This window comes from Paraburkholderia metrosideri (assembly GCF_904848625.1).
In the GTDB taxonomy this organism is placed as follows: domain Bacteria; phylum Pseudomonadota; class Gammaproteobacteria; order Burkholderiales; family Burkholderiaceae; genus Paraburkholderia; species Paraburkholderia metrosideri.
In genome coordinates, this window is the sequence record NZ_CAJHCP010000004.1 from 417,164 (window position 1) to 438,380 (window position 21,217).

The following is a 21,217-nucleotide window of genomic DNA, read 5'->3' on the forward strand; positions in this document are numbered from 1 at the left end:
GATCCAGCGCAGCATGGCTTTATCCGGTGACGGCAAGGGTTGCGGAGTCGGTCGGGGGAGCCGCGAAGTCGAGACTGTCCGTGCGTTGAAAAGCACGCATCGCCACGGCGACCTGACCGGCGCGCCCATCGGACGGGTGCGCGAGAATGAAACGCAACGCAACGCCACGTTTCGCGCAGAACACGTCGAGTTGCACCAGCGCACGGCACGCCGACGCATCGATCCGCGCCACTTCGCTCAGATCGAGTGCGATGCGCGCGGGCGGTGAGCTCTGCAGCCGGCGCAACAACGGCCCGACGATTTTTCGTTCGACGTTGTAGCTGAGCAGCGCCCCCTTTGCACTCAGACGCAACTGCGTGTCGAGCTTACCCGGCTCACCCGGCTCATCCCACCGAACCTCGAGCGAGCGCGGCGACGGCACGCCGAGCAACGCACCGGCCACGCAGCCCACAAAAAAGCCGATGCTCGGCTGCGCGCTGAACAGCGTCACGCCCGCTTCGATCAGGAACAGCCACATCGCGCAGCCGATCACCCGACGTGGCTCGGTATCCGAGAACGCCATGGCGGTCATGGAACGCGACCAGTCGTCGATCATGTCGAGCGACATCACGATCACCACCACCGCCGCCGACAGTTTCGGCAACATCGCGACCAGTTGCACGCCTGCGGTCAACGCCAGCAGAACCAGCGCTGCGTGCAGCAATGCGACGACGCGGGTTTGCGCGCCGGCGGCGATCGCCATCGTCGAGCGCGTGACCGAGCCGACACAAGGCAGCAGCGCGAGCACACCGAGCAGCATGTTGAGCGCACCGAATGCGGTGAGATCGCGGTCGACGGAACCGCGCCGTTGCGTCAGCGATTCAATGCTGGAGACGGCGATCACGGTATCGATCGAAGCAATGAAGCCGATCGCCATGCCGTAGCCAATCACCCACGCCAGCGTCGACAGATCGAGCAGGCCAGCGAGGCGCTGCCACAGCGGAAAATCGAGCGGCCGCCACGCTCCGAGGTCGAGCCCCGCGACGCCCACCAGCCGGCACGCGGCAGGCGGCGCGGGCAGCACCGCTACCACCGCGTAATACGCGGCGGCGGAGACCAGCAGCGCGGCGAACATCGACAGACCCGGCGGCAGCTTCACGCGCGGCGCGACACCCCGGCACAAACCCTTCCAGCCGAAGTGCGCAGCGACGCCCAGCGCCACCACGCCGAGCGTGGCGAAGTGCCAGTCGAATACGCAAGTCGCGACGAACGCAAACTGATCGCTCATCGCGAGACCCGCGACGCCGAACAGCAGGCCGGATAGCACCGGCGCGGGCACCATCCGCACGAGCGAGCCGCCGCGCAACGCGCCGAGTGCGAGTTGGAACACGCCGGCAATCAACACCGCGACACACGAAAGCGCCATCACGGCCTTGATGCCGAGCACGGCAACCTGGCCGTTCAACAGCAGTTGTCCAACCAGTTGCGACATCAACACGGTCGCGGCCACGCGCGGACCGGAAATCATCGGGCGAGTGCTGGCGCCGAGCGCCGACAGCGGCACGCCGATCACGGCCGTCAGCACACCGAGCATGACGCCATACGCGGCGGCCTGCGAACCCGGCAATGCCGAGGTGGCCTGCGAGCCGAGCGCCACGTACTCGGTCGCGCAGCCCAGCGTGACGATCAGCGCAGCGAACGCTTCGACCAGCCAGCGAGTGCGGTCATCGGGCACGGCGCCTGTCGTCTTCACGGTGTGCGGCGCATTCATGACGCGGCGCCGCCGGTGACAACTGCATCGGCGGCACGGCATTGCGCATTGGCGCGGGCGCGTATCACGCCCGCCGCGCGCGAGGTCACCTGAACCGCGTCGTCCGTCTGCAAGTCCGGAAAATGCAACTGATACGCGCCCTCTTCGTTCGGGCCGTAAGTGATGACCGCGCCGTACTGCAGCAGGAAATCGTTGACCGAACGCAGCGGCACGTCGGCGGCGAACCACGTCAGGACTTCGCCACACGGCCCGCCGCTCGCACCGCGCGTGGCGCTATGACCGTGGGCACCGGTCAGCGTCACGGCCGCGTGCGACAGGCCCATCACCAGCCCGGCCAGCACCAGCGAGAACGCCAGTACGAAAGCCGCTTTGCTGTTGATCCAGCGTGCGAAGGTGTTCAGCATGGGCGTCTCGTCTGGCGGAGGATGGTCAGGGGGCGCTGGTAGCGCTAGCGGCACGCGGACCGCACTGCACCGCGTCGTCGATGCTTTGCGCAAGGCGGGCGCGAGCCGGGTCGTGGGTGAACGCAGCACGCGCGTCGGCGTCCGGCAACGTGATACGGAAGCGACCTTGTGCATCGGGGCCGGCGACGATCGAGCCGCCGTACTGCAGCAGCCAGTCACGCAGACCCTTGACGGTGGCATCCGGGACCGGTGTGACCCAGACATCGAGGCACGATCCGGCGGCGCCGCGCGTGGCGGCTGGCGCTTCGGTGGTCACGCGGTCGCGGTTCGTGTCGTTGATGAAATAGCCGAGCACGCCCGCCTGCGCGACGATCAGCGTGAGCAATACGGGCTGCAGCGCCGGGGCATGCGAGCGCAACCATGCTTGCAGCCGCTCGATTAGCGACGGCTCACGACGGCTGCTCGACGTCGATCCTCGATTTGGCGGTTGCGGTTGCGGTTGCGGTTGCGGTTGCGGTTGCGGTTGCGGTTGCGGTTGCGGTTGCGGTTGCGGTTGCGGTTGCGGTTGCGGTTGCGGTTGCGGCGCAATGCGAGGCGCGCCGCCGAGCGCACTTTGCAAGCGCTCGAATGCAGCGTCCGCCGTGTTGTCGACATAGTAGTCCTGCGCGACCTGGGCCGTCGCACGCAACAACGCCAGTTCTTCCCGCAACGCAGGTGAAGCGGTCAGCCGCTGCGCCAGTTCACGTGTTTGCTCGACGCTCAACTCGCCGCGCAGATAGCTGAGCAACGCGTCGTGCGAGTTCGCGCCGTTGTCGCTGCCGTTGTCACTGCCCTTGTCGTTGCCGTTGCCGTCCATCCCTGACGGCGGTGTGTTCGTGCTCATGTCGCGCCTCCCAACGAGGATTGCGCGCAGCGCGTGAGTACGCCTTTGGTTTCGGAAATGCGCCGGCGCACGGCGACCGCCGAGCCAGCACCGGTATGCGCCTGGATTTCGGTGTCGCCGTAACCGCGCAGCGCGAGTTCGAAGGTTTGCCGGGCCAGCACGGTCAACTTGCGCATGCAGTCGGAAAGCACCCGCATGCGGGCGCTGTGCATCAGATTGTCTTCAGGCGTCGGCGTGCTATGGCCGGCCTCGCGCATCAGCTTGTCGAGCACGTCGGACGCATCCTCGCCGTCTTCGATGATGATCGGCTCCGGATCGCCCGGACCCGCCCGGCCAATCCGGTCGATGATCTTGTTGATGGCGGCCGCCCGCAGATAGGCGGACAGGTGCGCGGCGAAACGCTGCGGATCGTCGAGTACGGCTGGTGGCGCCGTATAACTGCCACGGCGCTCGAGGACCGCCACGAAGCATTCCTGCACGCTCTCCTCGACATCCGCGTCGCGCACCCACGGGAAACGGCGCCGCGCAATGCGAAATACATCCTTACGCAAGGTCAGGAAGAAATCGCGCAGTCGGTCCCGGTCCGCAAGCAGACGGTCGATCGCAATGGAAGCCCCGTGGTCCATTATCTGGTCAATTTGAAAAGCATTATTTTTGAGTTGCGCAGAGTATCAGAATTAAAAGCGCCGCGAAACTCCCGCAACTCCGGTGTCGCGGACGGCACGCAAAAAAACTGCGAAAGCTGGCGAACAAATTCGGGTGGCACACGAATAGCAAGGGAATGCAACCATTACGAGGATTCTCATGCCGCGCTTGCACCCTTCAATTTTTTACACGACAGACCTTCCTGGTGTCTTATTCCAGGCATAAAATCCGCGTCACAAAGAAAACCCGAAGTAACGCTGCGTGCGGTAAGGCCAGGGGTGGCCTGTGGCGCGGCGATGAACCAGAAGAGACCAAAAATCATGCGATATGAATACGTAAAACGTTTGCGTCACGCGCCATTAGAACGCCTGTGTAATACATCCGTATGTTTTCAGGCCGGCAATTAGCGCATTCATAGCCGTCATCAGGCTGCCACTGCTCTCTGAACGTCGCGGCGCTTTAAACGTATCGAATAGATACCCATTAAGCGCACCGTCAAGTTTTTCCGACCTTATGCCGTTAAGTCAAGCGGGCATTGTGTCGTCGCGCGTCATTGCTTTATGCAACGGTTCGCGCCGGTTCATTGGCCTGTCATAACCACAATCTGTTAGCCGGGGAATAAATGTCATCGTCACAAGACGCGATTCGCGGATCGCTAGTGGTTTTCGAAGCCGTCGACGCCGCACGTAACACGCGCGCTTTCGGCCTGTTCCTCGGTTGCGCGATCTGCGCACTGATCGTCGCCGGACTGTTCGCCGGAATTGGCGCGACGCTGGCCGGCAACGGCGCATTCGCGATCGGTGGACTGTTCACGTTCATCGGTGTGGTCGCTGCGCTGATCGTGGCCGGCACCGGCGTGTCGGCGGCAGGCAAAACACTAATGGACCAGATCCAGCAACGCGCGCCGCTCACGATTCGTGATGCACTGGTCACCGGTCTGATGACGCTGCCCAAACTGCTCGGCGTCTTCCTGATCGAAATCGCCATCTTCATCGGCTTCATGATCGCGCTCGCGATCGTGCTGTTCATCTGCAAGATCCCGTTCCTCGGACCGTTGCTTTACGTCGTGGTCTATCCGGTCGCTTCCGTGATCGCAGGGATCGTGTGGTTCACGTTCGTGTTCATCGTCAACCCGCTTGCGGCGCCCGCGCTGTGGGAAGGATATGGCGTGCGCCAGGCGCTCGGCGTGCTCGGTCTGAATCGCGGCGCATTGAACATTGGCCGCCTGCTGCCGCCGATCGTGCAGCAGATGGTGTTGCTGCTGGTGGTCGGCGTGGTCGGCTTCATTGCGTCGGCGATCCTGTTCAGCGGCTCGGCTTTCGTCGCGATGCTGGGCAGCGGCATCATCGGCTTCGGCGGCGGCATGCTTTCGATGTTCTCCGGCATGGCAGGACTCGGCGGCATGGGCGGCGGCCTGAACGGCTACATGCTGGCCACTATGATCGGCGTCGGCATTCTTGCTGCGCTGGCCTACACGTTTCCGCTGATGGTTTATCTCGCGGGCACCTGCCGCATTTTTCTGAATCTCGCGGGCGGCTATGCGGGACCGAGCGGCCCCGCGTTGGCCGACGAGCCGTCCACACCCGCTCCGCTCGCGCCGGCACCGCGTTTCCCCGCTGCACCGCTGGCCGCGACGCCGCAAGGCGCGACTGCACCGGCCGCTGACGCAACGCACGAGTGCCCGCACTGCGGCATGCCGGCCGAACCCGACGACGCGTTCTGCGGCGAATGCGGAGCCGATCTGCCACGAGGTGTGTGATGGCGAAATTTTGCGTCAAATGCCGCGCCGCGCTGGAGGCGGATGCGAAGTTCTGTGACGCATGCGGCACGCCGGTGCGTGCGCCGCGTGCCGCTCAGCGCACGGCGCCGGCTGCCCCGCTCGCTCAATCGCGCGGCGCCGGCCCTGCTGCTGCGGCGGCTGCGGCTGCGCTCGCCGCGCCGCCGGTCGAGATCAACTGGCGCAAGGTCGGTCTGTGGGGCGGCGTGGGCGTCGGCGTGCTGGTGGTGGTCGGCGGGATCGCAGCGTTCCTCGCGATGCCGCCCGCAGCACCCAGTGCGAGCGATGTCGAAACCATCGTCAACGCGAACCCGGCGAGGGTCGCGGACGTGACCTGTCTGAGCAATTTCCCCTACGACAAGAACACGGTTCAGGTTGGCGGCTTCGACACCAACACGCAGCAATGGCTGGCGGTGCTAAGCAAAGCCGGCATCTACACGACGCCGCAGCGCGTGGGCAACGGTGCGATTTTCGGCGGCAGTCTCGAGTATTCGCATACGGCCGAAGGCGAGAAGAAGATCCATAACGGCAAGCTCTGTTTTGCCGATGGCCTGACGGTGTCGTCGGTGCAATTCGCCAAGCCGGTCAAGCTCGGCAAGCAATGGCATGTGCAAGGCACGTATAGCTACGGCTATCGTCATGCCGACGCCTGGATCCAGACGCCGGAAGCGCAACGCAATGTGTCGGATCGTTTCGCGGATCTGCCGAAAACCACATCGATCGCGCTCGTCAAGGGTGAGCATGGCTGGGAGGCGGATAACGGCTCCCGGTTCGGCTATGCAGCCCAGCCAGAGGAGTCGAATGCGATGGCTAACGGAGTGACGCAAGGATTCACGCAAGGGCTAACCCAAAGCCTCGCGCGCCGGGTGTTCCAACATGCGATGGCCGGTGACGAGTCTGCCGACGAGAGTGGCGAAAGCGGCAGCCACGTCGGCATTCTGAGCCGGCTTACGTCGATGGTGTCGGGACTGTTCGGATCGAATAGCGCGCTGACCGGCAAATGGCAGGCGGATACCAATGGCCTGCCCACCCTCGAATTCACACGCGACAGCCTGCTGGTACAAGGCAAAGCGGTTCCGGTCACGTTCGAGAAAGACAGCGGCGACAGCAAGCGGATTCACGTCCGGACAAAAACCGGCGAGACGGTGGCCGACATCGAGATTATCGACGGCGACCATTTTTATATTTCCCAGGGGTTTGGAAGAACGCGTTTTCATCGCGTCAGTTGACGTCAGGCGCGCCCCGGTGGCGCGCCGTGCGGATTCCTAACTGCCCGTTTACGAACCTTGAGACCTAGCATGCGTTGTCAGAAATGCGGATTGACCAATAGCCCGACTGCCCGGTTTTGCAAACAATGCGGCACGCCGATGCCACGCAGTGCCGAGGCTGCCGTCGCTTCGCAACCTGCCGCGCACGCGGAGGCTGTGGAAGCGGAAGTTGGTGGAGCGTTGGAGATGTCGGCTGCGGCGGCGGATCTGGCGGTCGGTATGGCTGCGCCTGCTGTTTCTGAGGCTCTCGTGGATACGCAGGCCGTGACGTCGGCGGCGACGGTATGTCCGCAATGCTCGACCGAACGGGTCGGCGGTAAGCGCTTTTGCCGGGCATGCCGGTTTGATTTTTCTACGCTGCCTGCGGCGGATCTGGAAAGCCCCGATGCGGATGCGGCGCGTGAGGCCGAGGTAAGCCGTGCGGCCGAAGCGCAAGCTATTGCGCAACGAGAAGCCGAAGCGCGTGCTGCCGAAAAAGCTGTAGAACAGAGCCGCGCTGCCGAAGCTCAGGCCGCTGCGCAACGAGAAGCCAGAGCGCGTGCCGCCGAACAGGCTGCAGAACAACGCCGCGCCGCCGAAGCTCAGGCCGCAGCGCAACGAGAAGCCGAAGCGCGTGCTGCCGAACAGGCTGCAGAACAACGCCGCGCCGCCGAAGCTCAGACCGCAGCGCAACGAGAAGCAGAAGCGCGTGCCGCCGAACAGGCTGCAGAACACCGCCGCGCCGCCGAAGCTCAGGCCGCAGCGCAACGAGAAGCCGAAGCGCGTGCTGCTGCCGAACAGGCTGCAGAACAACGCCACGCCGCCGAAGCTCAGGCCGCAGCGCAACGAGAAGCCGAAGCGCGTGCTGCCGAACAGGCTGCAGAACAACGCCACGCCGCCGAAGCTCAAACCACCGCGCAACCCGAAGCCGAAGAACGTGCGGCCGCAGCACAAGCCACCGGCGCCGAACCGTGCCCGACCTGCTCGACGCCGCGCGCGAGCGGCAAACGTTTCTGCCGCACATGCCGCTTCGATTTTGTCGAACGGATCGCGCATAACGAGCCGCCTACGGTCATCAGCGAAGACCCGAGCACTCCGGTTCCAACTATCGATCACCTCGACCATAAGATCGAAGAGACGGAAGCCGCGTCGCCCGCAGAGAAGCCTGTATTCACACCGCCGCCTTCCGGTTCCGACGCGCGACCAACGCCGCCCACTGGCCAGCTCAACCAGCCAGGCTCGGACGCGGGCAACGCACCCACGCAACCCCGCGTCGAAACCGATACCGCCCTCCCCGCCAATCGCAACAGAACGCTCCTGATCGGCTCGATCGCCGTGGTGGTGCTTGGCATTGCCGTGGGTGCGGGTCTCTACCTTCGCTCGCAACACGCGAAGCCCACGGGCGATCAACCGCAGGAAGCCAGCACGCCTGCCGCAGCGGCGGCCGCACCGGCCTCGGACATCGCGTCCGCCGCCACGCCTGCGGATGCGCAGCAGCCCGTCGCGGCGTCACAGCCCGATGCGCAACCGGCTATGCAGCCGGCAGCAAGCGGACCCGCGAACGTTGTCGACTCCAGCGCGCCGGCAACACCGGCAACACCGGCAAGCCAGGCCGACCTTCCCGCCGCGCCGCACCCAGTCGAGCCCTCGACGGCCAACAACGCACCTGCTCCCGAGCCCGCACCCGAAGCCCCGCCCGCCGCACCGCAACCTGAAGCGGCAACCACCCCGCCGGTGCATCCGAAGCCGCGCAAACCCGCCGCACCGCCAGCCGACGCTAGCGAGCAGAACCCGACGATCCGCGCCGCGATCAACGGCAGTCTCGCCGACGGCACCCGCTGCTTCGGCAACAAGAAGTACGACTGCGCGATCTCGAATGCCGACGCCGTGCTGCGCCTCGATCCGCGTAACAGTCAGGCGCTGTCGCTGCGCAACCGCGCGAAATCCGCACAGGACAATGCGTTGAACAGTCTGTCGATCCAATGATGCGGGGCGGAGTCAGTCATGTCGTATGAGTTTAGTTCTGAAGGCGATCGCCTCAATCTGCCGAATCCGTTTCGTGTGGAGAACTGGTTTCGCTTTGCCGCAGCGCTGCTGCTATTCGCCGGTGGTCTGGCCGCGCTTCTGCTGAGCCGCCACAACCTGGCCGCGCATCACGGCGGCTGGGCGTTTCTGCCGCTCGCCATGGGGATCTTCCTGCTGGGCAGCGGCATCAACTATGCGCGAATGGGGATGATGCAGTTGCGCTTTTACTTCGGCCGCGGTCAGCCGCTCAGCCTCGCCGACGAAATCGCCGCCAGCAATCAGGACGGCGTCATGAACGGCGCGGCGAATCTGCAGGAGCGCATGCGTTCCGGCGCGCTGTGGTTCGAAGATCCGAAAGGCGCGCTCAACGGTTTGCTGTATTCGCTGATTCCGGCGTTGATCTATGCACCGGTGCCGATCCGTCGACTGGCGCAGTCGCAATTCGAATCGGGACTCGCGCTGACCGCTACGTTGCTGAGTTTCCTGATCGCCACGATCGGCTTCGACAACAGTTCGGATCGCACATGGGTCGCGCTGCTGTTCTTCGGCTTTACGTTCTTCCTGCTGCTCAAGCCAATCGAACACGGCGGTCAAAACACCACACCGCTCGGTCCGGCTGGCCTGATCGGCCTGCTGCTCGTAGCAGTATTCGCGCCGATCGTGGTGCCGCTATTGTCAGCGCATCTGCCGGACCTGAGCTGGCTGCCGTTGACGACGCAAACCTTCGCGCTGCTGATCTGCGCCGCCGTCGCCGTTCTGCTGTTCTTTGTCGCGTTGATCCGTCAAACCGTCGTGCCGCCGAAAACCAGCATGGGCAGTGAGCTCGCCACGGTGTCGTTAAACGGTCAACCCAAGCAACTGCTCGACGAACTCGAGCGGCACATGCAGCGGCGCTGGGTCGAGCAGATTCCAAACCGCCGTTATGCGCGCCAGACGCCCAACGTGGCCGGACAATCCGGGCAATTCAGCGGTCAGCTATTCGAGGAGACCCAGCCGTTGCCGCGTGACGACATGCGCCGCGTCGATCTGCAACGCGCGTTCACCGAGCCGCGCTACTGCTGGCTGGTCAGCCTCAACGCCTTCGGTGTGGGCCTGGTCGCTATCGCCGTGATCTGCCTCCTTTGGTTTGCCGCCGCCTTTTCGTCGTCGTTCGATGGCACGCGTTCCGACGCATTGGGCTGGGCCACCTTTGGCAGCGCCATGCTCGCGGTGGGTGCGTTCTGCCTGCGTGTCGGCCACATGCTGTGGGCCCGCTTCGACTTCCTGTCCAAACTCGTCTGGGTGCAATTCGACGGTAATTTCCAGCGTTCGCGAATGAACGTTGGCGCGCAGTTCACCGACCGCGTGCGCACCGAAAGCGATGTGATCGCCGTGCACGACATGTCGGTACGCATCTGGGTCGCGGAGATCGATTCGGTGACCTTCGGGCGCGACCATCGACGCATGATCGTCGGCATGCGCGGCCTTCCCGATGAAGCACGCGAGTTGCGCCAGATTCTCGAGCAGTGCGCGCAGCAGCAGACCGTAGTAGTCGCGCCGACCTCGCAACGCGACATCGAGAAAATCGCCGTTGCCGGTGCGCTGAACAAGCTCGGCGATACCGCCGGGTCAGACCTGCTGCCGGAGAAATTACGCGACGCGCTGAGCGGCGTTTCGCCAACCGCGCGCGGTGCGTCTCGCGCTAGCACACACACCTGCACCGGTTGCGGTGAAACCCTCGAAGCGGATTCACGCTTTTGCGACAACTGCGGCGCGGCGGTGAGCTAGCGGTGGCTCGTCACCGTTGCCCCGCACCGACCGCGCGACCATAACGATCAAGAGGAAGCCATGCAAGTCACCCAGATTTCAAAGCGCCTGATTGCCGGCGCTACGCTCACTGCGTTGATGGCCGGTTGCGCCACCAACGGCGGTCCGTCGCCGCTCGCGAACATTTCGTGCAACCCGGCGATCGCCGCGGTGGCAGGCGGCGTGCTCGGCGCGGTCGTCACCGGCGGCAACAAGGTCGCGGGCGCGGCGATCGGCGCGGGCGTCGCCGCGCTGATCTGCGCGGCTGTCGACTATGAGGCGAAGCAGATCAAAACCGCGCAGCAAGCGCAGGCCGACTACAAGGCCGAACACCATGGCCGCTTGCCGGAACAGGCGTCGGTGGTGAAATACACCACGTCGTTCACACCGTCGTCGATTTCCGCGGGCGACAAGGCCACGCTCAATTCCTATATCGAGGTTGTCAAAGGCAAGCAGGACGCCGCCGATCCTTTGATCGAGGAAGAAGCAACCATCTACAAGCCGGACGGCACCGTCGCCAAGTCGGTTCGCAAACCCGTCGCGAAGACTGCGTCCGCTGGCGCGTTCTCCAGCAGCTTCACGATCCCGATGCCGCAAGGTGTGCCGCAAGGTGCGTATCCGGTGAAGTCGACGCTGTATGTGAACGGCACGCAGGTCGCCGAGCGCAAGGTCGCGTTGCAGGTGGTGGCGAGCGTGTCGGGTGGCACGACGTACGCGATGGTGGATGCGTCAGTGAATCGATAACCCTCTTTCCATTCCTCAAACAAAGACCAGACCATGTATAAATTCATCACGATCGAAGGTTCTTGCGGCAAACCCTACGACACCGCTTCATGCGAACGCCATGCCAACCGTATGGCCCAGGAAGGTTACTGGCTCGTGCAGGTCTATCAATCGTCGACGGCAACGTGCGGTGGCTCGAAGAGCGTGCTCGTGATGGTGTTCCGCCGCAATGAGTGAGTCCGGCGACAAGCGGCCGCCAGTCGACTTCGCGAACCTCGGCATGCCGATGCCGTCGTTCGCGCAGGTCCGGCAGCTTGCCGCTGGCTCGGGCATGCTGCGATGGGCGCATCATCCGCATTGCTCGCGCCACGATCATCATCTGCTGAGGCCGTTTGGCAGGCCCATATGCCTCGGCTGTGCGTGCGTGGCGATTGGCGTGCCGCTCGGCATCGCTGCCGCGTGTGCGATGCCGTGGCAATCGTGGACGATCTGGCAGTGGATTGCGTTGCATCTGATTCTGCTCGTGCCTACCGCTGTACAGCCGCTATTGCAGAAGAAAGCATTCAAGGTGTTCGCGCGCATTCTGCTTGGCGCGGTAAGCGGCAGCTATCTGATCAGCGGCCTGTTCAAGGTCGATTTCTTTGCACCGGTCTGGCTGTTCAAACTGGCGGTCATATTCGCTTTTGCGGCCATGCTGAAGATCCTGCTGACCTGGCGCAACCGACGCACCAGTGATCCATGCAGCAATTGTCCGCAGGGCATGTTCCCGACCTGCGAATGGAATCTGCCGCGGCTCCTCGCCGCGAATCCGTATGATTCGTTGCTGAGCCAGATCAGGATCAGCGATGTCTCGAAGCTGCAGGACCTCAACGGGTGAAATGAACGAAGCGGCATGAAGCGCGAGTGCCTCATGCCGCTTGCTATCTCATCGTCGTGGCGTGCGCTGATCAGCGCGCCATTGCACGCGCCTGCTTCCCTCTCGCGTTACAGATCGAACGACGCAAAGACCTTGCCGCGTTTGTCCCACGCCGGCGCATCGTAAAGGTCGATATGCAGATGCGTCGCGGTCGCGAGCACGCGGTTGCCGTTCTGAATGCCATCGACGTGAAAATAGACCAGTCCGCGCGCCGACAGTTTGTTGGCCGCGCGCAATTGCTCGATCTGCTTGGCGACCGCCTCATCCTGCACCGGCAACTGGCAAAGGTTATTGCCCGTCTTCGTCAGATCGAGTGCCACGTTCTGGCGATTCGTGTACACCATGTTCCAGCACTGGCCCGAACTCATCTGGAAGCTCTTCGTCGTGAAGTCATAGCCGCTCTGAAAGAAGAAATTCATGTTGAGCGAGGTGCCCGTCGGGTCGCCGAATGGCATTGCGTAATACGCCTGGTTTGCGTAACGCTGCAGGTTCGACTTGACCGGCGGCAGTTCAGTGGCCACCAGGTCGTGTTTCTTGAAGACGTCCGGTTCGTTGAAGTAACGCGGAGAAAACATGCCGAGCAGTTCGTCGTCGCCGGGTTGCGGGGTGGCGCGACTGACCGCCACATACGTCAACCACGTACCGCCATCTGATTGATCGACGGTCGTATAGTTGGCGACCGGTACGCCAGGATCGGCTTTCGGCTGCGCCGTTTCCGTGGCTTTCTGCGCATCGGCGAAAGCTTTGGCCGCGTCGCTATTTTTGCCGGACTTGACGTCGCTGGCGGGCGCAGTGGCGGGGGCCGAAGCTGCACTGCTGGTGCTGGGCGTGTCGGACTGGTGCTGTCCGCAGGCGGCAAGTGTGGCAACGGCGAGCAGGCAAAGGGCGGAGAGTTTGGCGTTCATCTGAGTGGTCCTGGAAGCAAGTGTTCAATACGATCGTCGAGAACAGATCGCGCGCGGCGTAGCGCCGTATTGAGGTATTCGAGGAACTCGATGATTTGTTCGCCTTGAATTTCATTCCGGCAGGCGATCCCACACGCCACGCGATATGTTCGACAGCACGACAAGGTGAATGCCGAACGCCCATCATTACAAACTACTTTCGGCAATTCCTTCCCAGTGGCGACTGCTCGTTCCAATACGACGCAAAACCTTGATATCGGTCAATAAATGGCGTCGCCACGGTCACGGTCCGGCCCGTTGCTGAGGCTATGATCCAGTGGTCAGGTCGCGCAGAGTGTTGATCCCGATCAGAATCCGCCCAGATTCGTTGAACGTCCGCCAATCATCCGCTTCGCCGTATGAGCAGCGGATGTTGCGGATAAGTGACAGCACAATCGAACCGCCCGACGATGAGATGCACCGCAGTCCGTTACCCAGAAGCCAGCCACGGCGTGACATCAGATGCCTGTCGATCGAGCGCGTCACTTTGTCAGCACGGGCAGGCGTTACGGGTGGGACAATCCGTCAATACTCAGGCACTCGCCCGCAGACCATGCTTACCTCTTACGCTGATACCCGCTCCGCCGGCACCGATGAATCCGCCGCCAGCCCATTGCCGGCGCGCGGCGTTCGCAAGACGGCACCCGCGCGGGCGGCCACGCGCACCGCCGCCCGCTGCTCAAGCTGTTCGATGCGGCAACTCTGCATGCCGCAAGGCCTGTCACAGGACGAACTGTCGAAACTCGAAGTGCTGATCTGTTCGGCGCGTTCCGTGCAACGTGGCGAGGCGCTGTACCGCAGCGGCGACCACTTCGACAGCATTTATGCCGTGCGTTCCGGCTCGCTGAAAACCGTCATGGCCCATCGTGACGGTCGCGAACAGGTGACAGGACTGCGCCTCGCCGGCGAAGCGCTCGGGCTCGACGGCATTAGCGAGGACGTCCATGCCTGCAGCGCCGTGGCCCTCGAAGACAGCACCGTTTGCATCGTCCCGTATAGCGCGCTCAAACTGCTGTGCCGCGAAATCAGCTCGATGCAGGATCGTCTGCATAAGCTGCTGGGCGAGCAGATCGTCCGTGAAGCCGCGCAGATGATGGTGCTCGGCTCGCTGTCCGCCGACGAACGGGTTGCCGCGTTCCTGCTGGACGTGTCCACGAGAAATGCGCAGCGCGGCTATTCATCGGCGGAATTCAACTTGCGCATGACGCGCGAAGATATGGGCAGCTACCTTGGCATGACGCTTGAAACTGTCAGCCGCACCCTGTCAAGATTTCAAAAGCGCGGCCTGATCGACACGCAGGGCAAACATATCCGGATCGTCGATCTGGAGGGCCTGCGCCAAGTCTGAGCCGCCCCCGGCGCGTCCGCTCGCGCCTTTTCGGGCGCGTTCGTCTTGGCATGGCTCCTGCGAGCGGGTACAGTCTTTAGTCCGTCCCCCGCAAGGAGACCTGGCGAAATGAATCGCGACCGCGCCCCGCATCACCCGCTTATCCAGCGTCTGATCGACGCGCGTCAGGTCACTGACGCGCTGTTTGCCATCGTCAAACCCGAGTTTCTGTATGAGCGGCCAATCCGTGAACGTCACCGGATCGTGTTTTACATCGGCCATCTGGAAGCTTTCGACCGAAATCTGTTCGATCAACGCGTGTGCGATCTGCCCGCGTTCAACCCCGAACTCGACCAGCTATTCGCGTTCGGTATCGATCCCGTGGATGGCGGCTTTCCCACCGACCAACCTGCCGACTGGCCGTCACTAGAGATTGTCCGCGGCTACGCATTGACTGCTCGCGAGCAGATCGACCGCGCGTTCAACGGGCTTTCCGGTCATGACGTCGCGCAATCCGAAGCATCGCGGCAATTGCTGAATGTCGCGATCGAGCATCGGTTAATGCACGCTGAAACGCTCGCGTACATGCTGCATCAGTTGCCGCTGGCGCAGAAGGTGACTGAATTGCGCGAACCCGTGGTGACGCGTCCGGAACATCGCGACGCGTTGTCGTCGATGGTGAGCGTGCCGGCCGGCGCAACAGCACTCGGTATGCCGCGCGAGGCGGGTCGCTTTGGCTGGGACAATGAGTTTGGCGAAATGCGCGTTGACGTGCCCGCGTTTGAAATCGATCGCCATATGGTGACGAACGGCGCGTTTCGCGACTTCATCGACGCAGGCGGTTATCGCGACCCGACGTGGTGGACCGCAAAAGATTGGGCGTGGAAAGAAGCCGAGCAGATTGAACATCCCGCATGCTGGTCGTTAGGCGAGGTGAACGGCGGGAATCGCGCATGGATGCTGCGCACCATGTTCGACGACGTGCCGCTGCCGACCGACTGGCCCGTGTACTTGAGTCACGCTGAAGCGAGTGCGTATGCGCGCTGGGCCGGCAAGACATTGCCGACCGAAGCGCAATGGCAACGTGCAGCGCATGGTGCCCCCTTTGCGAAGTCGGGCAATTTCGATTTTCGTAGCTGGGATCCTAAGCCCGTGGATGCCTATCCCGACAACGTGAGTGCATTTGGCGCGGAGGGTCAGTTTGGCAATGGCTGGGAATGGACCTCGACTTTATTCGACGCGCTGCCCGGCTTTGAAGCGTTTCCGTTTTATCTCGGGTACTCCGCCAATTTCTTCGACGGACAGCACTTCGTACTGAAAGGCGGTTCGGCACGCACAGCGCAATGCATGTTGCGGCCGGAGTTTCGTAACTGGTTTCAACCGCGGTATCAGTATGTTTATGCGGGGTTTCGGTGTGTGAGGGGTGACTAATAAAGCATAAATTGACGCGGAAAATCGCCTTAAGATTTATTGAAAAATTTTCAACATATGCTTTTCCCCGTCAACAAATGCTTTGCTTCTCCCTCACCCCCTTTAAATTAGAGTTTTTCGCGCACGAAATGATAAAGGCGTAATGGGGGGGGCCAGAACGGACTATAACTCCAAGAGAATCGCAGACGTTCACAGTGTTGAACTGACGACCCAAAGACAGCAGTTCGCGTCTCGCCGCCAGCGGGCGGCCGCGCCAGCTTAAGCTCAGTCCTCCAACGCTTCAAGGGCAGTTCCGACTTTCGCCTCTCCCTCATATGCTCTATCACATCCGGGAAATTCCGATAGAAAAACAGATCGGTGCCATTGGGGAAGTACTGCCGTAGACGTCCCTTGGTATTCTCGTTTGATCTGCGCCGCCACGGATGCTGGGAGTCGCAGAAGTAGACCTGTACATCAGTGGCCACGGTGACGCGTTTGCGCCGGGCCCTCTCTGTTCGCCAAGCCCAGGTCGGCGATTTATATAGTTCCTGCGGCAACTTGCCGACATGCTTGATGCGGGCATTAATTACCGCTTCACTATCCTTGCCGGGAACGGCATCACGATCGCCGACCTCGCCGCTTCGCGCGCGCGGCAATATCAAGGCCCCTTGATCACGCATCAGGGCAAGACACATCGATCTAACGGAAGCCAGTTGTGCGTCGGCTGAAACGACGTGTTTGCTTGCCAGCAACGGGCCGCTCGAATTCCTTGTAGTGCTTCCTGAGAGTCTCGAAAACCCGAGGTCTGTGCGACTATCAGACACGGGCGTGCGCTAATCGCGCAAATTGTTACCGAACCTAGTGCCAAACATATCAAGCCAGCCTAATCTCTAGCCGAAGGGTGACGAGGTTAGCCGACAGAGCTATAAAGCACCGGATTAAAAATATTCCGAAACGCCAAGGAGGAGACATGACAAGACGATCGCCACGTTAAGCCGCCCCCAGTTGCCTGCGACTTGATGAGTCCAAGCAGGCAAACTTTTCGAAGCCCCCCTTTCCACCACATCTATTCGCTTGACTCTCACGATCAGGCGGTCCGCTTATCCTCTTGAGAAGTCTATTCGTAGGAATGCAAAATGACGAGCCCACTAAAGATTTTCCGGAAATTTCTGCTTCAAAGGGAGCCAAACAGAAAGACTTTCCAGTTTGACTTATCAAAAGCCTTTACCGCTCTGCTGATCGTCGCCCTAGGCAGCATTGTCGCCGCTTGCGGTGGTAATGACGACATCAATAACAGCAGTGCCCCGACGAACGCATTTGCGGTCACCAAGCCGATTCTGGGATGCGCCGATCTTGCTAAAGCAAACTTCTCGAATATCGACGGAGCGCCTGCCTCCATTACCAGTGCAGCGGTCGTCGGTGACGGAGATACTTCGTACTGCGACGTCAAAGGAACGGTCACTTCGACCACCACTTTCGAAGTTCGTCTTCCCATGCAGACCTATACGCAACGGTTCCTGATGGTCGGATGTGGCGGCTACTGTGGATTCATCTCCGCGCCGACTGGCATAGCCAGCCAAAGCGCGGGCTGTGTTCCGCTCAATTCGAATCAGATGGTGACCGCTGCGACAGACCTCGGCCACCAGGCACCGCTGTCGAGTGGTACGTGGGCGAACGGGAATCCTTCAGCCGTCGTTGACTTTGCCTACTCGTCGATGCACAAGACAACGCTCGTGACCAAGGCACTCGTCACTGCCTTCTACGGAAGGGCGCCAACCAAGTCGTACTACCAGGGGTGTTCGGATGGCGGCCGGGAAGGCTTGCAGGAAGCGCAACGTTATCCCGCAGACTTTGACGGGATCGTGGTTGGCTCTCCGGTGATCGACGAAGTTCCCACGAATTCGTTCTATCACGGCTGGAACGTCCATGTGAACTCGGACGCGAACCAGCAAGCGATCCTCACGGCAGACAAGATGCCGACACTTGTGAGCTTCGTTCAGTCGTCGTGTGCCGACAAAGGTGGCCTCATTCAAGACCCACGGGCGTGTAAGCCGGATCTGACAAAAATCCAATGTCCGAACGGAACGAACACTGCGCAGTGTCTGACTGCGGCTCAGATCAGCGTCGTGCAGCAAATCTGGAACGGCCCCATCGACGAGAACGGCAATCACCTTACCGCAGGTGACATGCCGATCGGCGGCGAAGCGAACTGGATCGGGACGATGGTTCCGAAGACCCTCGGTGCACCGATGACCCCGGCTAACGTTGGCGACGCGGTCTGGTCGAGCGACTTTCCCAACTACATGGCGCAACTCGGAACTCCGACTGGAATCACCTACGCCAACCTACAGTTCACCATGGCGAGCTTCAGCCAGATGATGAAGTACGGTGCTGTCTTTGACGCGACCAACACCGACCTGAGCGCGTTCTCGGCACGTGGCGGCAAGCTGCTCGTTTGGCACGGTTGGTCCGACACGGGCGCATCACCGTATATGTCGCTGAACTACTACTCGGGAGTAAAGAGCACGATGGGCGCGGATGCGCAATCCAAGTTCATGATGTTGTACATGATCCCGGGCGTCTATCACTGCAACAGCGGTCCGAACGTCACAACCGACGACTTCTTGACGCCGATGATGAACTGGGTCGAAAACGGCACTGCGCCTGGCCAGGTCATCGTCAATTTTGCAACCAGTTCGACGGACACTACTGTAGTGAAGAGCCGTCCGGTATTCCCCTATCCGGCGACCGTTGCTTATAACGGCGGGGATCTAAACGCAGCGTCGTCGTACGCCAAGGCGGATATTCCTGCCGGCGTCAGCGACACGTTCCAATGGCTTGGTCTGTCTTCCTACAAGGCGGGCGCCAACCAGTCGTGCACGGTCACTAACGGAAACGTGAGCTGCATGTGACGTAAAAAGCGCGAGCGTCTGCTGCATGAGGCGCTCGCTGACATTTCGCCGGACCCCTAATCAAACATTTTCGAGATCACGCGCGGGCAGATGCAGCCTTTCGCACGGTGGGAATGCCCCCATAGGCCGCGTCGTGCGCCGGATCTAGAGCACGTTGAGCATCGCCAACGCGGTATCCTGAAGGGGCTGCAACACGCGGGCTAACGCGCTTTCAGTTTCTTCCTTGCCCATCGGCATATTCGTGCTGAGCGCCGCGACGACCTCGCCGTGCCGGCTTTTCAACGGCACCGCGACGCCGCGCACGCCGATCTGTAGCTGCTGCTCGATTACAGCAAAACCATCCGCACGTGCTTGGCGGATTGCTTCCATCAAGCGGGTCTTGTGAGTCAGTGTGTGCGGCGTGAAGGGACGCAGTTGGGTACTGTCCAGCCACTCGCGCAACGAATCGATGTCGGACCGGTAGGCGAGCAATATGACGCCGGGCGATGCAAGCGGCGCCGGCACCCGCGCGCCGAGCACGAACCCTGTCGTCATCACGCGCGAGACCCCGTTGCGAGCAATGAACACCAGTTCCCATCCGTCAAGCACGCTGACATAAACCGATTCATTGATCGCCGCGCTCAACTGCTGCAGATAGGGTTGAACCAGCTTTGGCAGACGCGCGGAGTCGAAGTAAGACCAACCTACCCGCAAGACGCGCGGTGTGAGGCCAAACTGCTTGCCATCGCCCTGCACGTAACCGAGGTGCTCCAGCGTCAGAAGATAGCGGCGTGCCGCCGTTCGTGTCATGCCGGTGCGCTCCGCCGCCTCGCTCGGCGTCATGCGGGCATGTTCGCTATCGAACGACTCGAGAATCAGCAGCCCTTTTTCCAGTCCGGCGATCCAGTCACGCTTGTCCAACGGCGGTCGTGTCATGGCGAAAACTCTCGATTCGCGCGCTTATCGTAAAGTCATGCGCGATTATCGCTCGAAGGACCCGCATTGTCTTTGGGAGTTCTGCTGCCTCGCCCATCAGCTTCGTTTGTAGAAGCGCGAAAATTTGACGCTACCGCTCTAAACCTGAGCATGTTTATCCGACGCGTCAGCGCTCATTTCCACAGCGAGCAGCGCGTCTGGGCTTTCTGCGTGAACGCCTGCTCGCCCGGAATCGTCGCGGTGATCTTGTAGTAATCCCACGGCTCTTTCGACTCGGCTGGCGTCTTCACCTGCATCAGGTACATATCGTGGATCATGCTGCCGTCCTGGCGGATGTACCCTTTCGCATAGACGTCATCGATCCTGGCAGTGTGCAATTGCGCCATGATCCTGTCTGGATCTGTCGTGCCGGCAGCCTTCACCGCATTGAGGTAGGTGGTCACAGCAGAGTAGTCGGCGGCCTGCAGACTGGACGGCATTTTCTTCATCCTCTCGTAGTAGCGATGCGCCCACGCGCGCGTGGCGGTGTCCTTATTCCAGTACCAGCTATCCGTTAGTACAAGACCCTGCGCCGTCTCCAGTCCAAGGCTGTTGATATCGCCAATGAAGACCAGCAGCGCGGCAATTTTCATGGTTCCGGTCAGGCCGAAGTCTCTGGCCGCCTTGATCGAATTGACGGTATCTCCACCCGCATTCGCGAGACCAAGTACCTGCGCTTTCGACGATTGAGCCCGCAACAGGAACGACGAAAAATCAGACGCTGATAAGGGGTGACGCACTGAGCCGAGCACCCGCCCGCCGTTCGCGTTGACCACTTGCGACGTCGTCGCTTCAAGTGCCTTGCCGAATGCGTAATCGGCGGTCAGGAAGTACCAGGTCTTGCCACCCTGCTTCGTCACCGCTGATCCCGTGCCATTGGCGAGCGCGGTCGTGTCGTACGCGTAGTGCACCGTGTACGGCGTGCACTGTTCGTTCGTCAACGCGTCGACTCCCGCGCCCACGTTGAAATACACCAGATGTTTTTCGCGAGCGACCTGGTTCATTGCCAGACCAGTCGCCGAGTTCGTGCCGCCAACCAGCATGTTCAGTCCGTTGCGATCGGACCATTCACGCGCTCGGGACGCTGCGATGTCTGCCTCATTCTTATGATCGGCGTAGAGCAGCTTGATAAGCTTGCCGTTTACTTTGCCGCCGAAATCAGCAATCGCCATGCGTATGGCCTCAAGGCCACCGGGACCATCGTTGTCTGCGTAAAGCCCCGAAAAGTCGGTGATGAAACCGATGCTAACGACGTCGTCAGAGGTTTGTGCCGATGCAGTCGAACCCGCGGCAGCAGAGCTCACAGCGATGCAAAGCACAAGGATGCGGGCGAGGCTCGTCTTTACCATGTCTCCTCCTGCGCCCGTTTTCTGCGCGAGCTTTTTTTGTTGACCGACCGTGGTGGAACAAAATACGGCCATGCCTTGCAGGCATGCCGGCAAGCCTAAAAAGTCGTTCTCACCAGAGGCGCTAACGGCTAAATTCCACGTTAAGGAAGAACCGAGCGCCGGTCTT

At 61.6% G+C, this 21,217-nt stretch carries 18 protein-coding genes and 1 pseudogene; 11 read left to right on the top strand and 8 right to left on the bottom strand.

From position 1 onward, the window contains the following. Positions 1-19 precede the first annotated feature (19 nt). Genes LMG28727_RS10485 through LMG28727_RS10500 form a run of 4 tightly spaced genes read right to left on the bottom strand, consistent with a single transcriptional unit; the run spans position 20 to position 3,663 of the window. Positions 20-1,750, bottom strand: a complete 1,731-nt coding sequence (locus tag LMG28727_RS10485; RefSeq protein WP_201642231.1) for a SulP family inorganic anion transporter — start codon at positions 1,748-1,750, stop codon at positions 20-22. Next, on the bottom strand, positions 1,747-2,154 hold the full coding sequence (locus LMG28727_RS10490) for a hypothetical protein (protein WP_201642232.1): 408 nt from the start codon (positions 2,152-2,154) through the stop codon (positions 1,747-1,749). The genes LMG28727_RS10485 and LMG28727_RS10490 overlap by 4 nt, the downstream gene beginning before the upstream one ends. 25 nt (positions 2,155-2,179) lie before the next feature. After that, positions 2,180-3,037: an anti-sigma factor gene (locus LMG28727_RS10495; protein ID WP_201642233.1), complete on the bottom strand. Its 858-nt coding sequence runs from the start codon at positions 3,035-3,037 to the stop codon at positions 2,180-2,182. After that, positions 3,034-3,663, bottom strand: a complete 630-nt coding sequence (locus LMG28727_RS10500) for an RNA polymerase sigma factor (RefSeq protein WP_201642234.1) — start codon at positions 3,661-3,663, stop codon at positions 3,034-3,036. Before LMG28727_RS10500 ends, LMG28727_RS10495 begins: the two co-directional genes overlap by 4 nt. On the opposite strand from LMG28727_RS10500, the gene LMG28727_RS10505 reads away from it, so the two are divergent. The 8 genes from LMG28727_RS10505 (at position 3,655) to LMG28727_RS10545 (ending at position 12,116) form a co-directional block, all read left to right on the top strand. Then, entirely contained in the window at positions 3,655-4,089 is a 435-nt protein-coding gene (locus tag LMG28727_RS10505) for a hypothetical protein (RefSeq protein WP_201642235.1), read from the top strand. The two genes, LMG28727_RS10500 and LMG28727_RS10505, sit on opposite strands and share 9 nt — an antisense overlap. Positions 4,090-4,304: 215 nt before the next feature. After that, complete coding sequence (locus LMG28727_RS10510) at positions 4,305-5,441, top strand: zinc ribbon domain-containing protein (protein WP_201642236.1); 1,137 nt, start codon at positions 4,305-4,307, stop codon at positions 5,439-5,441. After that, positions 5,441-6,688, top strand: coding sequence for a zinc ribbon domain-containing protein (locus LMG28727_RS10515; RefSeq protein ID WP_201642237.1), 1,248 nt, complete (start codon positions 5,441-5,443; stop codon positions 6,686-6,688). Before LMG28727_RS10510 ends, LMG28727_RS10515 begins: the two co-directional genes overlap by 1 nt. 1,374 nt (positions 6,689-8,062) lie before the next feature. After that, on the top strand, positions 8,063-8,692 hold the full coding sequence (locus LMG28727_RS10525) for a hypothetical protein (protein WP_201642239.1): 630 nt from the start codon (positions 8,063-8,065) through the stop codon (positions 8,690-8,692). A gap of 18 nt (positions 8,693-8,710) precedes the next feature. Then, positions 8,711-10,498, top strand: a complete 1,788-nt coding sequence (locus LMG28727_RS10530) for a zinc ribbon domain-containing protein (RefSeq protein WP_201642240.1) — start codon at positions 8,711-8,713, stop codon at positions 10,496-10,498. 60 nt (positions 10,499-10,558) lie between these two features. Further along, positions 10,559-11,260, top strand: coding sequence for a hypothetical protein (locus tag LMG28727_RS10535; protein ID WP_201642241.1), 702 nt, complete (start codon positions 10,559-10,561; stop codon positions 11,258-11,260). A 33-nt stretch (positions 11,261-11,293) separates the two neighbouring features. Continuing rightward, positions 11,294-11,476: a hypothetical protein gene (locus LMG28727_RS10540; protein ID WP_201642242.1), complete on the top strand. Its 183-nt coding sequence runs from the start codon at positions 11,294-11,296 to the stop codon at positions 11,474-11,476. After that, positions 11,469-12,116 carry a hypothetical protein gene (locus LMG28727_RS10545; RefSeq protein ID WP_201642243.1) on the top strand — a complete coding sequence of 216 codons (648 nt, stop codon included), beginning with the start codon at positions 11,469-11,471 and terminating at the stop codon, positions 12,114-12,116. Before LMG28727_RS10540 ends, LMG28727_RS10545 begins: the two co-directional genes overlap by 8 nt. Before the next feature lie 107 nt (positions 12,117-12,223). On the opposite strand, the gene LMG28727_RS10550 is transcribed toward LMG28727_RS10545, so the two are convergent. Further along, positions 12,224-13,060, bottom strand: coding sequence for a hypothetical protein (locus LMG28727_RS10550; protein WP_201642244.1), 837 nt, complete (start codon positions 13,058-13,060; stop codon positions 12,224-12,226). Between the two features lie 592 nt (positions 13,061-13,652). Here LMG28727_RS10550 and fnr point away from each other — a divergent pair. Together fnr and LMG28727_RS10560 are read left to right on the top strand one after the other, a co-directional pair. After that, the gene (gene fnr, locus LMG28727_RS10555) at positions 13,653-14,447 is read left to right on the top strand and encodes a fumarate/nitrate reduction transcriptional regulator Fnr (protein WP_201642394.1); all 795 of its coding nucleotides are present in this window, start codon (positions 13,653-13,655) and stop codon (positions 14,445-14,447) included. A 108-nt stretch (positions 14,448-14,555) separates the two neighbouring features. Continuing rightward, the gene (locus LMG28727_RS10560; protein WP_201642245.1) at positions 14,556-15,857 is read left to right on the top strand and encodes an SUMF1/EgtB/PvdO family nonheme iron enzyme; all 1,302 of its coding nucleotides are present in this window, start codon (positions 14,556-14,558) and stop codon (positions 15,855-15,857) included. Between the two features lie 341 nt (positions 15,858-16,198). Here LMG28727_RS10560 and LMG28727_RS34755 read toward each other — a convergent pair. After that, positions 16,199-16,441, bottom strand: a pseudogene (locus LMG28727_RS34755) (IS30 family transposase); the annotation flags it as partial. A gap of 531 nt (positions 16,442-16,972) precedes the next feature. Here LMG28727_RS34755 and LMG28727_RS10565 point away from each other — a divergent pair. Continuing rightward, a complete protein-coding gene (locus LMG28727_RS10565; protein WP_201642246.1) occupies positions 16,973-18,748 on the top strand; it encodes a tannase/feruloyl esterase family alpha/beta hydrolase in 1,776 nt (591 codons plus the stop codon). 144 nt (positions 18,749-18,892) lie between these two features. On the opposite strand, the gene LMG28727_RS10570 is transcribed toward LMG28727_RS10565, so the two are convergent. Both LMG28727_RS10570 and LMG28727_RS10575 read right to left on the bottom strand, forming a co-directional pair. After that, positions 18,893-19,663, bottom strand: coding sequence for an IclR family transcriptional regulator domain-containing protein (locus tag LMG28727_RS10570; RefSeq protein ID WP_201642247.1), 771 nt, complete (start codon positions 19,661-19,663; stop codon positions 18,893-18,895). A gap of 173 nt (positions 19,664-19,836) precedes the next feature. Beyond that, positions 19,837-21,051: an ABC transporter substrate-binding protein gene (locus tag LMG28727_RS10575; protein WP_201642248.1), complete on the bottom strand. Its 1,215-nt coding sequence runs from the start codon at positions 21,049-21,051 to the stop codon at positions 19,837-19,839. Positions 21,052-21,217: the final 166 nt, after the last annotated feature.